This is a genomic window from Pseudomonas sp. VMV1 (assembly GCF_056790235.1).
Map to the genome: position 1 here is coordinate 1 of NZ_JBXGSE010000006.1, position 15,604 is coordinate 15,604.

Below are 15,604 nucleotides of genomic sequence, written 5' to 3' on the forward strand. Positions count from 1 at the left end.
TTGCGACCGTGTCGCTAACCGAGGCGCGCATTCTACGCTGTCCTCACATCCTGTCAAGCGTTGATTTGAACTTTTTCGTTTCAACTCAACCACTTGCGCTTGCCTGACCGGTCTAACCAATCTCGGCAGCGGGAGGCGAATCCTACAGCATCCTGAGACGCTGTCAACCCCTCCGCTTCACTCTGTTACCGCCCGGAGGCGTTAACCTAGCAGCGAGGACTCCGTGGACCCCTCGCCCGGCTCAGACCTAAGTGCTTGATTTTCAAGCCGCTTCAGCATCTGTGCCGGAAGTGGGGCGCATTATAGGCGAGTTTCAAAGGGCGTCAACAGCTAATTTCAAACTATTTCAATACAGGGGCATGGGTGCCAGGTAATAACCGCCCTCGGTGGCCACGATGCGGTACTGCTTGATCTCACCCGGCGCCAACAGGATGGACTGGGAAGGCGTGGTCGCCATGGGCGCAGCGCAGTAGCCCTGCCCTGCCGACGTCAGGCTGACGACGACCTCCCCCGGCGGCAGATTGTAGGAGGCGCTTTGCCCGGGCATCAGCGTTCCCATGAGTCGACCCTGCACTCTTACCCCAACATCACATCCGGAGGCGGAATAGGTATCGCCGCGCGTGATCATGAGGATACCGGGCGCGGCACCACTGGTGGCGGGTGGCACCTGCGCCTGCACCTCAGCCATGCCGAAGAGAAAACCGAGCAGGCAACCTGCAACTCGCTTCATATCGTATTCCTGCTGATGAAGCCCAACCTTAGCACTCCTGCAGCGCCCTGCTAGCCAGGCGCACCTGGACAATCCTCTGTCCTTATCGATAAGAGGTCTAGCCAGGACAGGGAAAACTCCTAGAATGCGCGCCCCTGTACGAATCGGTAGCGGATATCGGGATTCGTGCGTGCGCTTTCAGGAGAACGAATGAACAAGAGCTTCACGGCTGCAGCCCTGGCAGGCAGCGTCATCATGAGCAGTCAGGCGATTGCGGCGGATAGTCCATTGCTGTGGCACGGCGAAAGCCTCACCTATCTATATGGCAAGGACTTCAAGGTCGATCCGCGCATCCAGCAGACGGTGACCTTCGAACATGCCAGCGCCTGGATCTGGGGGGACCTTTTCCTGTTCGTCGACAGCATCTGGTTCAACGGGGCCACCAATGCCAATGATGGCCACCACGGCTTCTACGGCGAACTCAGTCCGCGTCTGTCCTTTGGCAAGCTGTCAGGCCGGGACCTGTCGCTGGGGCCGATCAGCGATGTGCTGCTGGCCACCACCCTGGAATACGACCAAAACGACGGCTCAGGCGCTGGACGGGATCAGCGCAACTATCTCGTGGGCCCAGGCTTCGACCTGAAGGTACCCGGCTTCGACTATTTTCAGCTGAACTTCTACTACCGCAAGCCCGATGGCGGCAGCGCGCCTTCCGGTGCCTGGCAGGTGACGCCGGTGTGGGCCTATACCCTTCCCGTTGGAAACTCGGATGTGCTCATCGACGGCTATGTGGACTGGGTGATCAACAACAAAGGCAGTTATCACGCCAACCTGCACGTCAATCCGCAGATCAAGTATGACCTGGGCAAGGCGCTGGGCTATGGCGCCAAGCACCTCTATGTGGGTACCGAATACGATTACTGGTCGGACAAGTACGGCATCAAGGACAGCCAGGCCTTCCATACCGACCAGAGCGTCTTCAGTTTTCTGGTCAAATACCAGTTCTGATCCAGGGGGATGGCGGATCCGTCCAGGACGCTCCGCACGCTCTGACCCGGGACGACTTGTGTCGCGGGTCGGGGGTGCGCTATTGATGCCCGTCCGTGCCTTCAGACCTTGCAGTGGCCAATGACCCTACTCGTACCCGCGCACCATGCTGGCCAGGACAAGCCGGCCGGACGCATCCGGCAGAAGAATGAGGAGGCGATCCTGAGCGCGGCGGAGGAGGAATTCGCCCGCCATGGCTTTAGGGGCACCAGCATGAACACCATCGCGCAACGTGTCGGGCTGCCCAAGGCCAATCTCCATTACTACTTCACCAACAAGCTCGGCCTCTATATGGCGGTGCTGGGCAATATCCTCGAGCTCTGGGACAGCACCTTCAACCACCTGACCGTCGATGACGATCCGGCCGAGGCCCTGAGCCGTTATATTCGCGCCAAGCTGGAGTTCTCGCGACGCCAACCGCTGGCCTCGCGGATCTTCGCCATGGAGATCATCGGCGGTGGCCACTGCCTGTACGAGTATTTCGATCAGGACTACCAGACCTGGTTTCGCAGCCGGGCGGCAGTGTTCGAGGCCTGGATCGCCGCCGGCAAGCTAGATCCGGTGGATCCGGTCCATCTGATCTTTATGCTGTGGAGCAGCACCCAGCACTATGCCGACTTCGCCAGTCAGATCTGTCAGGTGACGGGGCGTGCGCGCCTGACCCGACAGGATTTCGACGAGGCGGCCCAGACCCTCACCCATATCATCCTCAAGGGACTGGGTCTCAAGGCACCATGACTTTTACCCTGACTCAGGACGCCTCTTTCGAAGAAGAGGTACGCAAGAGCCGTTTCCTCGCCCTCGCCGCCCCAGTCGCGACTGTGGAAGCGGCCATGGCCTTCATCGAGCGCGTGAGCGTGCCGACCGCGACCCACAACTGCTGGGCCTGGAAGCTCGGCAATCAATACCGTTTCAATGACGATGGCGAACCCGGAGGTACGGCTGGCCGGCCCATTCTGGCCGCCATCGAAGGGCAGGATTGCGACCAGGTGGTAGTGGTGGTCATCCGCTGGTACGGCGGCATCAAGCTGGGTACCGGCGGCCTAGTACGGGCCTATGGCGGTTGCGCGGCCCGCTGTCTGCAGCAGGCGGACAAGCAGCCGCTAGTGGTGCGGCAGGACTATGGCTTTGCCTGCACCTATGCGGAATGGCCGCTGATCAAGGCGCGCCTGGCGGGCCTGGCGGTGCTGGTGCTCGAAGAGGATTACCAAGCGCTGGAGATCGCCCTGCGGATTGCGGTGGAGCCACAGCGTCGGGATGAAGTGGCGACGCTGCTGAGCAATCTGAGCAGCGGTCGTATCGTCCTGCGCTCGCTCTAGCGGCACGACCTTTGCTGTCTGGTGGTGCACGCCCTTCCGTTTCGCACCGCCCAAGCGCATCCCTGCGCCAAATCCACGTTGCGTTTCTCCTGGCGGCAAGACTGAACCTGCCGAGAGCTGCCACGCGCCCCAAAAGCGCGCACCAAGCAGCCGCCAGGCATGTTTTTGGTGCAACCCTTTCAGACGACTGCCCTGATGAACGAATTGCCTTCTGCCGTGGCGACCCTGGTCCACAGTGCCAATACCCTCTTCCTCCTGCTCGGCGCCGTGATGGTGCTGGCCATGCACGCCGGCTTCGCCTTTCTCGAAGCCGGTACCGTGCGGCACAAGAACCAGGTGAATGCCCTGTCCAAGATCCTCGCCGACTTCGCCATTTCCACCCTGGTGTACTTCTTCGTCGGCTACTGGATCGCCTATGGCGTGACCTTCTTCGCTCCGGCCCAGGTGCTGAGCGCCGACAGTGGCTATGGACTGGTGAAGTTCTTTTTCCTGGCGACCTTCGCCGCGGCCATTCCGGCGATCATTTCCGGCGGCATCGCCGAGCGGGCGCGCTTCGTACCACAGCTGTGCGCCACCGCGCTGATCGTGGCCTTCGTCTATCCCTGCTTCGAGGGCCTGATGTGGAACAACAACCTGGGGCTGCAAGACCACTTCGAGAGCCTGTTCGGCGCACGTTTCCATGACTTCGCCGGCTCCGTGGTGGTGCATGCGGTGGGTGGCTGGCTGGCGCTGGCCGCGGTGATGTTGCTGGGCCCGCGCCAGGGCCGCTATCGCGAAGGCCGACTGGTGGCCTTTCCGCCCTCGAACATTCCCTTCCTGGCGCTGGGTTCCTGGATCCTGATCGTCGGCTGGTTCGGCTTCAACGTGATGAGCGCCCAGAGCCTGGCGGGCGTCAGCGGTCTGGTGGCGCTGAACTCGCTGATGGCCATGGTCGGCGGGACGGCTGCCGCCCTGCTGCTGGGACGCAATGACCCTGGCTTCCTGCACAACGGCCCTCTGGCCGGGCTGGTCGCCATCTGTGCCGGTTCCGATCTGATGCACCCCATCGCCGCGCTGGGGACCGGCCTGGTCGCGGGAGCCCTGTTCGTCTGGGCCTTTACCGCAGTGCAGACACGCTGGAAGCTGGACGACGTCCTGGGGGTCTGGCCGCTGCACGGCCTCTGTGGTGCCTGGGGCGGCATCGCCTGCGGCCTGTTCGGCCAGACCGCGCTTGGAGGTCTGGGCGATGTGAGCCTACTGGCGCAGCTGGCCGGCACCGCGCTGGGTATCACCGTTGCCCTGTTTGGTGGCCTGGCGGTGTACGGTCTGCTCAAGGCCGTGCTGGGACTGCGCCTGAGTCAGGAAGAGGAATACCAGGGCGCCGACCTGTCGATACATCGGATCGCCGCCAACAGCCACGACGGCTAGTCGCTCAGGTTACCCACAGGGACCGTGTACAGTGATGTGGATAACCCGTGCATGAAGTCACGAGAACGCCACAGAGACCGGGCTGGCGGCGACTGGTGAAGAAATGAACACGCTACCGATGTCGTGGGGGCAACCGGAGACGGCGGGACTCAGGTAGCCCACTGGCAACCGGAATCGGTAGAGTGGGCGACCCTTCTCCCAGGAGCGCTCTATGCCCGCCCTTTCGACCCTGCTGCCCTGGCTCCGTGAGGTGGACCGCACCACCCTGAAGGCGGATCTGGGTGCGGGTCTGCTGGGGGCGGTCCTGGCACTGCCCCAGGGCGTCGCCTTTGCCACCCTGGCCGGACTGCCACCGCAATATGGCGTCTATGGCGCTGTGGTGCCCTGCATCGTCGCTGCCCTGGCGGGCTCCAGTCGCCATGTGGTGACCGGGCCAACCAATGCCAACTCCCTGGCCCTGCTGGCGGCGCTGTCGCCACTGGCGCTAGCCGGCTCTGGCCCCTATATCGATCTTGCCCTCGCGGTGACCCTGCTGGTCGGTCTGCTGCAATTGACTGTGGGCGCCCTGCGGCTCGGCGCGGTGGCCAACTTCATCTCACCCTCGGTGCTGCTCGGTTTCATGAGTGGTGCCGCCGTGCTCATCGGGCTCTATTCGCTCAAGGACCTGTTCGGGCTGTCGCCGCCGCTGGGCACCTCGGCTTTCGGCGTGCTCGGTTACGTACTCGCTCATCCCCTGGCGATCCATTGGCCCTCACTGGTGATCGGTGTGGCGACCCTGGTCGCCACCCTGCTGCTGCGCCGGCTGCGCCCGCGCTGGCCGACCATGCTGCTGGGCCTGCTGGCCGGCTGCCTGAGCGCCTGGGTGCTGGAGCGCAGCGTGCCGGGTGCGGCCCAGGGGATCGCCACGGTCGGCCGCATTCCTTCGGCGCTGCCGCCCTTCCATCTGCCCAACGTCACCCTGCAGGACCTGGGCAATCTTTCCGGGATCACCGTGGCCCTGACGCTGGTGGCACTGGGGCAGTCGCTGTCGATCGCCAAGGCGGTGGCCCAGCGCTCCGGGCAGCGGCTGGACGTCAATCGCGAATTCCGTGGCCAGGGGTTGGCCAACCTAGTGGGCGGCTGCTTTTCGGCCTATGTCTCCTGCGGCTCGCTGAACCGCTCCATGCCCAATTTCGAAGCCGGCGCCCGCACCCCACTGGCGGCGGTGTTCGCCGCCCTGCTGGTGGTGGCGCTAGTGGCGTTCGGGGGTGCCTTGATCGCCGCCACTCCCCTGGCAGCTATCGCCGCTACCCTGCTACTGGTGGCGCGCGGCCTGCTGGATCTGGGGCGCTGGCGCGAGGTCCTAAGGGTCAGCCGCACCGAGGCCCTGGTCGCGGGAGTGACCTTTCTGGCGACCCTGACCATCGCCCTGGACCGGGCCGTGCTGTTGGGCACCCTGGTCTCCCTGGTGGCCTATCTCTATCGCACTTCGCATCCGGCTATTCGCCCGCTGGTGCCGGATCCCCGTACCCCCGAGCGCCGTTTCACCCCGCTGGACGAACTGGGCCAGCCGGCGCAGGAGTGTCCGCAACTCAAGCTGGTGCGGGTGGAGGGCTCGGTGTTCTTTGGCGCCGTGCCCCATGTCGGGGATCAGCTGGACGGCTTTCGCAGCGCCCAACCTGGGCAGAAACATGCCCTGTTCATGACCAAGAGCATGAACTTCATCGACCTGGCCGGTAACGACCTGTGGCGCCGCGAGTGGCGCGAGCGCCGGGCCCTGGGCGGCGATCTCTATTTCCACCGCCCTCGTACCCCAGTGCTGCAGCTGTTCGCCAAGACCGGCTTTCTCAAGGAGCTGGGCGAAGGCCATGTCTTCTCGTCCAAGGATCAGGCCTTGCGCAGCATCTATCCACGTCTGGATCCGGAGGTCTGCCGGACCTGCACCGCACGGACCTTCGTCGAGTGCGCGGCGCGTGCCGCGGAACAGGCTCCAGGCGCGGACGCCGCCCGGACGGACTGCTAAGCTGGCGGTTTCCTTCTGCCGCTGGAGATCTCCATGACCGCTGTCCTGCGTCACGCTCGTCGCCTCGCTCTGACCTGCCTGCTGTTGCCGGGGCTGGCCCTGGCCCATGGTCACCTCAAGACCGCCGAGCCTGCACCCGACAGCACCAGCCAGGCGCCGAAACAGTTGAGCCTGAGCTTTTCCGAAGGCATCGAGGCGTCCCTGAGCCAGGTGCAGCTGCAACGCCTGGATGGTCAGGCCAGCACGGCCATCACCACGGGCAAGGTCATTTCCGGCCGCGACGAACGCACCCTGGACGTTCCGCTGGAGGCGCCGCTGGCGCCGGGCCGCTATCAGGTGAAATGGCGCGTACTGGCCAAGGATGGGCACAAGACCCAGGGCGACTACCGCTTCACCGTCCAGTAACGATGGATGGCGGACTGGCAACGCCCGACGCCTGGCGTCCGCTCGCCCGTGCCCTCTTCCTGTTGCCGCTGCTGCTGACCTGGGGCTATCTGGCGCTGGCGCTCTGGCTCGGTCGACCCGCATTGCGTCTCTGGCTGCTGGAGCGGGCACGACTCACCGCCCGCCTGCTGGGCACGCTTTTGCTCCTCGGGGTACTGAGTCAGCTGCCCTTGCAGGCGGCGCTGGTGGGCGATGGCTGGGGAGATGCCTTCAACCTGCCCTTGTGGCAACTCTACCTGGGCACGGCGGCCGGCCACGGCTGGCGCTGGCAACTGCCTCTGGGCTTGTTGCTGTCTCTGTGGCTGCTGGTGGGGCCTGGGGTCCGCGGCAGCCGCTGGCTGTGGGGATTCAGTGGCCTGCTGCTGGCCAGTCTGGCCCTAGGTGGCCATGCCGCCGCGACGGCAGGTGGGCTGGGCCTGGTGCATCAGCTCAATCAAGGCGTTCATCTGCTGACCACGGGTCTCTGGCTAGGCAGCCTGCCCGGGGTGCTGCTGTGTCTGCAGCGACCGCCGAGCGCCCTGCGCGATGACGTTCAGCAACTGCTGCGCAGCTACTCCCTGCCCGGGCAGATCAGCGTGGCGCTGGCGCTGCTCAGCGGTGTCTTCAACAGCCTGTTGATCCTGGGCCCGGATGGCCTGCTGCAGCTGACGCCCTACTCCGGTCTGCTGCTTGGCAAGGTGCTGGTGGTGGCGGCGATGGTTGCCCTGGCCCTGGCCAATCGTTATCTGCTGGTACCCCGCCTGAGGCGGCAGGCGCCTGCCTTGACGCTGTTGCGCCGGGCCACCGCCGCGGAGATCGTTCTGGGCGTGGTCGCCGTGGCGCTGGTGGCGACCTTCTCGGGCCTGGACCCCTACGGCTGAAGAAGACCGGGACGACCGCTGTCGCCCCGGCCGCGCCTTAGAAGTAGACGTTCATACCCACATAGATTTCCTTGCTGCTGTCGAGCCGGCTGGAACCGAGCTTGGCGCCGTCCTGGTCGATGTCCGGCTTGGCGTTGCTGCGCAGATAGCGGTAGCCGGCTTCCAGGGAGGTGCGCTCATTGACCTGCTGCAGAATGCCCGCCTGGACGCCGGCCACATAGCCGGTGTCGCTCTCGTGTCCAAAACTGGAACCGTCCTGGGTGAGCCGGGCGACGCCCAGGGTGCCACCGCCGAACAGCTTGGTATTGCTGCCCAGGGGGTAAAAGGCATCGTAGCTCCCCGTGAGATCCTGCTGCTTCAGCCTCAGGCCATCGCTGCTGCCGCTTGCCTGGTCGAGGGTGGCGTAGTAGCGACCGGCAGCGTTCTGCTGACCGACGCGTAGACCCCAGGTGTTGCTGCCATCGATGGCGCCATCGGTGTCAGGGCTGTTCAGGTTGCCGTCGAGGGCGTGGCTGTCGCTGAAGTTGTCGTAGCTCTTGCCATAGGTGAGGCCGGCGAAATTCTGGGTATCGGCGGCGAAAACCTGGTGACTGGCCAGGGCCAGCAGGCCGAAGAGGACGACACGGGATTTCAGGGCGTTCATGGTGGAAAGATCCTCACACGATTCGAATACAGCCCGACCGGCTGCGCGGCCATCTTTGGCGGACGCGGATTAGCAGCGGATTAAGGGGATTGAATCGGAGCTGAACGGGTGAGGCGACAGGCGAACCGGACCGCCCGTTGCAGGCGGCCCGGCAGGAGGGATCAACGCTGACGGTGGTACTCGGTCACGCGCTGGACTTCTTCCTTGGAACCCATGAACACGGCCACGCGCTGGTGCAGGCCGTCGGGCTGGACGTCGAGGATGCGCTGGTGACCGTTGGTGGCGGCACCACCGGCCTGCTCGACCAACATGGACATGGGGTTGGCCTCGTACATCAGACGCAGCTTGCCGGGCTTCTCGGGCTCACGGGCATCGCGGGGGTACATGAAGATGCCGCCGCGGGTAAGGATGCGATGGACGTCGGCCACCATGGAGGCGATCCAGCGCATGTTGTAGTTCTTGCCCAGGGGGCCTTCCTTGCCGGCCAGCAGCTCGTCCACGTAGCGCTTGACCGGGGCTTCCCAGTGACGCTGGTTGGACATGTTGATGGCGAATTCGGCGGTGGACTCGGGAATGGTGATGTCTTCGTGGGTCAGGACGAAGCTGCCCAGCTCACGATCCAGGGTAAAGCCCTTGACGCCGTCGCCCAGGGTCAGCACCAGCATGGTCTGGGGACCGTAGATGGCGTAGCCGGCAGCGACCTGCTCGGTACCCTTCTGCATGAAGGCTTCTTCGGTCACGTCACCGGTGGTGCTGCTGACGAAGTCCTTGCGCAGGATGGAAAAGATGGTGCCGACGGAGACGTTGACGTCGATGTTGGACGAGCCGTCCAGCGGGTCGAACATCAGCAGGTAGGCGCCCTTGGGGTAGTGACCGGGAATCTGGTGAACCTGGTCCATTTCCTCGGAGGCCATGCCGGCCAGGGTGCCGCCCCACTCGTTGGCTTCCAGCAGGATCTCGTTGGACAGCACGTCCAGCTTCTTCTGCACCTCGCCCTGGACGTTCTCGGTGCCCATGCTGCCGAGCACGCCACCCAGCGCCCCCTTGGACACCTCGTAGCTGATGCGCTTGCACGCCCGTGCCACGACTTCGATGAGGAAGCGCAGGTCGGCCGGGGTCTTGTGGCTGCGGGTCTGCTCGATGAGGTAACGACTGAGGGATATCCGGGACATCGCGGTGCTCCTTGTAATGATGGGCGCGAGTGTAGCGCCAAAGCTCAAGCTCCGTCTCAAGCAGAGCGGACCGACAGGCCGGGTCTGCCAGCCAGTGCCGATTTGCCGCTTCCTCGACAGGTGAGAAAGCGATCAGCGCTGGCTGCCGACCGGGAACGGGCGCCTAGGGCGCGTCCGGGGTCTCCACGGCCAGCAGTACGCCTCGGCCAACACGGAGGTTTTCGGCGCTGGGATAGACTGCCGAGTCCGGTTCCAGTTCAGGCCGGCGGCTGTCCAGCTGTATCACCCAGTGATGTCCGTCACGTGATGGGGGCAGACGCAGCTCGATCTCCTCCCGGCGCGGCTGGAAGGCCAGCCAGATTCGCGCCGCCTCGGGTTGATCCTCGCCATCGAGGGATTCCAGGGTGAGCGCAAGCGGCAAGCTGCCCCCGGCTTGCCAGCGACCGTCGTCCATCGACACGCCGTCGGCATCGAGCCATTCGATCCTCACCCAGCCACGGGAATCAGGGCGGCCCAGCAGCCGCTGTGCCTGCAAGGCCAGTAGTTCCTGGCGTAGCGCCATGAGGCGGCCGACGAAGGCACTCTGCCGTTGCCCGGCGCGGCTGGCGGCCTGCTGCCAGTCCAGCCAGGACAGTTCATTGTCCTGCACATAGGCATTGTTGTTGCCCTGCTGGGTGCGGCCGAATTCGTCGCCAGCGGTGAGCATGGGTTCACCCCCGGCGAGGATCAGGGTCGCCAGCAGGGCGCGCTGGTCGGCGGCACGGGCCTCCTGGATGGAGGGATCGTCGCTCGGGCCCTCCGCGCCGTTGTTCCAGCTCTTGTTGTCGGTGGTGCCGTCGCGATTGTCTTCGCCGTTGGCGTCGTTGTGCTTTTCGGCGTAGCTGACCAGGTCGGCCAGGGTGAAGCCGTCGTGGGCGGTGATGAAGTTGACGCTGGTGCGCAGTGGGCGATCGCCCGTGCCGAACAGATCGGCACTGCCGGCCAGACGGGTCGCCAGGGCACCGCGCAGGCCTTCGTCGCCGCGCCAGAAACGGCGGACGTCGTCACGAAAGGCGTCGTTCCACTCCTGCCAGGGCGCGCGGAAGGCACCGACCTGATGACCACCAGGGCCGATGTCCCAGGGCTCGGCCACCAGTCGCACCTGGCGCAGGACCGGATCCTGGGCCAGCGCCTGGAGCAGTGGTGCGTCACGATCGAAACCGCTTTCCAGGCGACCCAGCGCCGGTGCCAGGTCGAAGCGGAAGCCGTCGACGCCGGCGGCGGTGACCCAGTGGCGCAGGCTGTCCAGGGTCAGGCGCAGCGCCGGCGGGCTGTAGAGTGCCAGGCAGTTGCCGCAACCCATGTCGTTGATATAGCGGGCCGGATCGTCTGGCTGCAGGCGGTAGTAGCCGGCGTTGTCCAGGCCACGCAGGTTGAAGGTCGGGCCCAGTTCATCCCCTTCGCCGGTATGGTTGAAGACCACGTCGAGCAGCACCTCGAAGCCGGCCGCCTGCAGGGTGGCCACGGTCTCGCGCAATTCGCCCAGGGCATCGCGCCCGGCCAGGCGAGGATCGACGGCGGCCATGACCACCGGGTTGTAGCCCCAGTAATTGGCCAGCCCAAGGGCCGGCAGGTGACGGTCGTCGGCCCAGGCGGCGATGGGCAGCAGTTCCAGGGTGGTGACGCCGAGACGCTGCCAATGCTCGATCAGCGCAGGATGCCGCAACGCCGCGAGGGTGCCGCGCTGGCGGGCTGGGACCTTTGGATGCAATTTGGTCTGGCCGCGGACGTGCAGCTCGTAGATCAGTCCGGCGTCGCGACGCTTGGGTGCGGGCGTCAGGGCGTCGAGCGAAGGCAGGACGATGGCCTTGGGGACATGGGCGCCGCTGTCGCGCTCGTCCGGGCGGTTGGGGTCTTCGGGGTGGAAGCCATAGGTACTGGGGTGCAGCTGGAACGGCCGGTCCACCGCCAGGGCCCAGGGATCCACCAGCAATTTTTGGGCATTGAATCTGAGCCCATCCTGGGGCCGATAGGCGCCCTGGGCGCGCAAGCCGTACCTCAGGCCTGGCTTGGCGCCAGGTAGAAAACCATGCCAGACGCCGCCCTCATGTTCGCGAAAGGCCAGGCGCTGGGTCTCGGCCTCACCCTTGGCATCGTAGAGGCAGAGTTCGACGGCTTCGGCGGCAGGGGACCAGACGGCGAAGTTGATCCCGCCGTCGACGACGGTGGCACCGTAATGGGCTGGATTGCCCGCTTCGAGGCGGGTGAAGGTACGGGGCATGGGGGCTCCAGATGAACGCTTGCGAGGCGGAGGCTGCAAGGATGTAGACGTCGTGGAAGGCGGGGGTTCTCAACCGGGGGTAGTTGATCGCGGCCATGGCCGGCCCCCGTAGGTTGGGTTGAGCGTAGCGAAGCCCAACGTCGCCTCGGGGACCGGCAATGTTGGGCTTCGACGATGGAGCCGTCTCAACCCAACCTACGGTCTATCGCCGCCATGGCCGCGAAACGTACTCGGCTACAACGCCCTCCAGATCTCCGTGGCGTATTCGCGGATGGTACGGTCCGACGAGAACCAGCCCATGCTGGCGGTGTTGATCACCGCCGATTGCCACCACTTGTCCGGCTGCTGCCAGCGGGTTTCGACCTGGCGTTGGGCATCCCAGTAGGCGTCGAAGTCGGCGCAGACCAGGAAGCGATCGTGCCAGGTCAGGACGTCCAGCAGGCTGTTGTAGCGCGCCGGCTCCTCGGGCGAGAACTGCCCGGCGCGCAGCCCGGCCAGTACCTGGGCAAGCCGGGGCGAATTCTCGATGATGTCCGAGGAGATGCCACCACTGCGCTGGCGCTCTTCCACCTCGGCCGCCTTGAGGCCGAAGATGAACATGTGCTCCTCACCGATCAGCTCGCACATCTCCACGTTGGCGCCGTCCAGGGTGCCGATGGTGAGGGCGCCATTGAGGCCGAACTTCATGTTGCTGGTGCCCGAGGCCTCCATGCCGGCAGTGGAAATCTGCTCGGACAGATCCGCCGCCGGGATGATGACCTCGGCGAGGCTGACGTTGTAGTTGGGCAGGAAGACCACCTTGAGCAGGTCGCGGGTCAGGGGATCGTTGTTGACCACCTTGGCCACGTCGTTGGCCAGCTTGATGATCAGCTTGGCCTGGTGATAGCTGGCCGCAGCCTTGCCGGCGAAGATCTTCACCCGCGGCGTCCAGTCGCCATTGGGGTTGTCGCGGATGGCCTGGTAGAGGGCAATGGTCTGCAGCAGATTCATCAGCTGCCGCTTGTACTCGTGGATACGCTTGATCTGGACGTCGAACAGCGCGCCGGGATCGAGATCAATCTCCATCCGCTGCTTCACCAGACCTACGAAGGTGTCCTTGTTGCGCTGGCGCTGCAGGGCGAAACGCTCGCGGAAGTTGCTGTCGTTGGCATAGGGCTTGAGGTGCGGCAGGGTCTTTTCGGGGTCGTGCAGCACGCCCTGACCGAGGGTATCCACCAGGAGGTCGGTGAGCGCCGGATTGGCCTGGTGCAGCCAGCGGCGGAAGGTGATGCCGTTGGTCTTGTTGTTGATGCGATCCGGATAGAGCCGGTGCAAGGAGCGGAAAACCGTCTTGCGCATCAGGTCGGTATGCAGCCCGGACACGCCGTTGATGCTGTGGGAGCCGAGGAAGGCCAGATTGCCCATGCGTATCCGGCGGCCCTGGCTTTCGTCGATCAGGGAGACATAGGAGATCATGGCGCCATCGGTCTCGCCGCGGGCGCGCAGGGAGTCAAGGAACTGGGCGTTGATCAGGTAGATGATCTGCATGTGCCGCGGCAGCAGACGCTCCATCAGCTGCACCGGCCAGGTCTCCAACGCCTCAGGCAGGAGGGTGTGGTTGGTGTAGCTCAAGGTGCCGACGGTGGTGCTCCAGGCGGCGTCCCAGGGAATGCCGTGGACGTCCACCAGCAGCCGCATCAGCTCGGCCACGGCGATGGCCGGGTGCGTGTCGTTGAGCTGGATGGACACGTGCTCGGGCAGGCTGAGCAGGTCGTTGTGCTGCTTGAGATGGCGGCGGGTCAGGTCGGCGAGGGAGGCGGCGACGAAGAAGTACTCCTGGCGCAGGCGCAGCTCCTGGCCGGCTTCGCTGCTGTCGGCGGGATAGAGCACCCGCGAGATGCTCTCGGCGCGGGCCTCGTTGGCCACGGCACCAACGTGGTCGCCGGCGTTGAAGGTTTCCAGGTGGAGGATCTCCAGCGGCCGGGCGCGCCAGAGTCTCAGGGTATTGGCGCCCTCCCCGCCCCAGCCGATCACCGGGGTGTCATAGGCCACCGCACGGATGCGCTCGCCGGGCGTCCACACCTGGCGCCGCGGATCGCCTTCGCCATAGGGGGCGACATGGCCGCCAAAGCCGATCTCGTACACCACCTCGGCGCGTTCGAATTCCCAGGGGTTGCCGAAATCCAGCCAGTTTTCCGGTTGCTCCAGCTGGAAGCCATCGGCGATCACCTGGCGGAACAGGCCATGCTCGTAGCGAATGCCGTAGCCATGGCTGGCGATGCCCAGGGTGGCCATGCTCTCCATGAAGCAGGCGGCCAGGCGGCCGAGGCCACCGTTGCCCAGGGCGGCGTCCGGCTCCAGCCCGCGGATACGCTCCAGGTCGACACCCAGGTCAGCCAGGGCGCGGCGGGTCTCTTCGAGGATGCCGAGGTTGGACAGGCTGTCGATCAGCAACCGACCGATGAGGAATTCCAGGGAGAGGTAGTAGACCCGTTTCTGACCGGTGCGATAGGCGTCGCGGGTACGACTCATCCAACGATCGACGATGTAGTCGCGGGCCGCCAGGGCAGTGGCCTGGAACCAGTCGTGGTCGAGGGCGTTGTCGGGGTCCTTGCCGACGGCGTAGGTAAGCTTGGAGAGAATGTTGGTACGGAGCGCGGAAACTTCGTTGGGCGAGATGAAGCGGGGTCTTGTCATCAGGATTGACCTCTGCAAGCGCTTGAGCTTTGTCTGAAAAGTACCTGCGCATCGGTGATGCTGCGTTAAAAATCAACTCAGAATGCTCATTTACCGCTCGTAAACTGCGCTTCTTCGCTGATTTTTGCCTTGCCTCACCTTCACTTGGTGACTTTTCAGACAAGCCTGGGAATCAGATCGCGAAGTGGCCGCGGATAATGCGGCGCGTGCCGTTCGCCTTACTTTTAGGCGAAACGAAGGGGACGTCCAAGCTTTTTTCGACCCATCAGACGGTTAGACGTTACCCCTCTCCTCTCTCTAGACCGAGGTTTCCATCATGCGCAAGACCCTGCTCATCACCGGTGCAAGTCGCGGTATCGGCCGTGCCACGGCCATTGGCGCCGCCGCCCGCGGCTGGAATATCGCCTTCAACTATCGTCAGGATGAGGCCGCGGCCCAGGCCACCCTGGCCGAGATCGAAGCCCAGGGTGCGGAAGGGTTGGCCGTGCGTGCAGACGTCGCCCATGAAGCCGAGGTGGTGGCATTGTTCGAGCGCACGGTGGCGCGCTTCGGCGGGCTGGACGGCTTCGTCAACAACGCCGGGATCGTCGACCGCTCGCAGCCGCTGGTGGAGATGAGCGCCGAGCGGTTGCGGCGGATGTTCGAGGTCAACGTCTATGGCGCCTTTCTCTGCGCGCGCGAGGCGGCCCGCCACCTGTCCCGCGAACGGGGCGGTCGCGGTGGCGCCATCGTCAACGTCTCGTCCATCGCCGCGCGCCTGGGCTCGCCCAACGAATATGTCGACTACGCCGCCAGCAAGGCGGCGCTGGATACCCTGACCCTTGGCCTGGCCAAGGAGCTCGGGCCCCACGGGGTGCGCGTCAATGCCGTGCGACCGGGCGTCACCCTCACCGACATCCACGCCAGTGGCGGCCAGCCGGGACGCGCCGAGCGCCTGGGCATGACTACTCCGCTAGGCCGCGCGGGTGAGGCCGAAGAGATCGCGGCCGGCATCCTCTGGCTGCTGTCGGATGAAGCCTCCTACACCACCGGCGCGCTGCTGGACATCGGTGGTGGGCGCTAGGG

13 protein-coding genes are annotated in these 15,604 nt (G+C 65.0%); 8 read left to right on the plus strand and 5 right to left on the minus strand.

Annotated features, from left to right (window positions below; genetic code table 11):
* Nucleotides 1–346: 346 nt before the first annotated feature.
* Complete coding sequence (locus ACUCV0_RS17795; RefSeq protein ID WP_059315924.1) at nt 347–730, minus strand: hypothetical protein; 384 nt, start codon at nt 728–730, stop codon at nt 347–349.
* Nucleotides 731–919: 189 nt separating this feature from the next.
* Here ACUCV0_RS17795 and ACUCV0_RS17800 point away from each other — a divergent pair, with 189 nt between their 5' ends.
* The 7 genes from ACUCV0_RS17800 (at nt 920) to copD (ending at nt 7,788) form a co-directional block, all read left to right on the plus strand.
* Nucleotides 920–1,717, plus strand: coding sequence for an outer membrane protein OmpK (locus tag ACUCV0_RS17800; RefSeq protein ID WP_482213284.1), 798 nt, complete (start codon nt 920–922; stop codon nt 1,715–1,717).
* 120 nt (nt 1,718–1,837) lie between these two features.
* Nucleotides 1,838–2,494, plus strand: coding sequence for a TetR/AcrR family transcriptional regulator (locus tag ACUCV0_RS17805; protein ID WP_313648050.1), 657 nt, complete (start codon nt 1,838–1,840; stop codon nt 2,492–2,494).
* Nucleotides 2,491–3,075 carry an IMPACT family protein gene (locus ACUCV0_RS17810; RefSeq protein ID WP_313648051.1) on the plus strand — a complete coding sequence of 195 codons (585 nt, stop codon included), beginning with the start codon at nt 2,491–2,493 and terminating at the stop codon, nt 3,073–3,075. Before ACUCV0_RS17805 ends, ACUCV0_RS17810 begins: the two co-directional genes overlap by 4 nt.
* 195 nt (nt 3,076–3,270) lie before the next feature.
* Nucleotides 3,271–4,482 (plus strand): ammonium transporter, encoded by a 1,212-nt coding sequence (locus ACUCV0_RS17815; protein ID WP_482213285.1) that lies wholly within the window; start codon nt 3,271–3,273, stop codon nt 4,480–4,482.
* 211 nt (nt 4,483–4,693) lie between these two features.
* Complete coding sequence (locus tag ACUCV0_RS17820) at nt 4,694–6,484, plus strand: SulP family inorganic anion transporter (RefSeq protein WP_482213286.1); 1,791 nt, start codon at nt 4,694–4,696, stop codon at nt 6,482–6,484.
* Between the two features lie 33 nt (nt 6,485–6,517).
* Complete coding sequence (gene copC / locus ACUCV0_RS17825) at nt 6,518–6,889, plus strand: copper homeostasis periplasmic binding protein CopC (protein ID WP_454253565.1); 372 nt, start codon at nt 6,518–6,520, stop codon at nt 6,887–6,889.
* 2 nt (nt 6,890–6,891) lie between these two features.
* On the plus strand, nt 6,892–7,788 hold the full coding sequence (copD, locus tag ACUCV0_RS17830) for a copper homeostasis membrane protein CopD (RefSeq protein ID WP_482213287.1): 897 nt from the start codon (nt 6,892–6,894) through the stop codon (nt 7,786–7,788).
* 37 nt (nt 7,789–7,825) lie between these two features.
* On the opposite strand, the gene ACUCV0_RS17835 is transcribed toward copD, so the two are convergent.
* The 4 genes from ACUCV0_RS17835 to ACUCV0_RS17850 form a co-directional block, all read right to left on the minus strand.
* On the minus strand, nt 7,826–8,431 hold the full coding sequence (locus ACUCV0_RS17835; protein WP_482213288.1) for an outer membrane protein: 606 nt from the start codon (nt 8,429–8,431) through the stop codon (nt 7,826–7,828).
* 161 nt (nt 8,432–8,592) lie between these two features.
* Nucleotides 8,593–9,603 (minus strand): class 1 fructose-bisphosphatase, encoded by a 1,011-nt coding sequence (locus tag ACUCV0_RS17840; RefSeq protein ID WP_059315932.1) that lies wholly within the window; start codon nt 9,601–9,603, stop codon nt 8,593–8,595.
* Between the two features lie 163 nt (nt 9,604–9,766).
* Nucleotides 9,767–11,863 (minus strand): glycogen debranching protein GlgX, encoded by a 2,097-nt coding sequence (gene glgX / locus ACUCV0_RS17845; RefSeq protein WP_482213289.1) that lies wholly within the window; start codon nt 11,861–11,863, stop codon nt 9,767–9,769.
* A gap of 234 nt (nt 11,864–12,097) precedes the next feature.
* Complete coding sequence (locus ACUCV0_RS17850; RefSeq protein WP_059315934.1) at nt 12,098–14,539, minus strand: glycogen/starch/alpha-glucan phosphorylase; 2,442 nt, start codon at nt 14,537–14,539, stop codon at nt 12,098–12,100.
* A gap of 316 nt (nt 14,540–14,855) precedes the next feature.
* Here ACUCV0_RS17850 and ACUCV0_RS17855 point away from each other — a divergent pair, with 316 nt between their 5' ends.
* Nucleotides 14,856–15,602 (plus strand): SDR family oxidoreductase, encoded by a 747-nt coding sequence (locus ACUCV0_RS17855; protein WP_482213290.1) that lies wholly within the window; start codon nt 14,856–14,858, stop codon nt 15,600–15,602.
* The last annotated feature ends 2 nt before the right edge of the window (nt 15,603–15,604 follow it).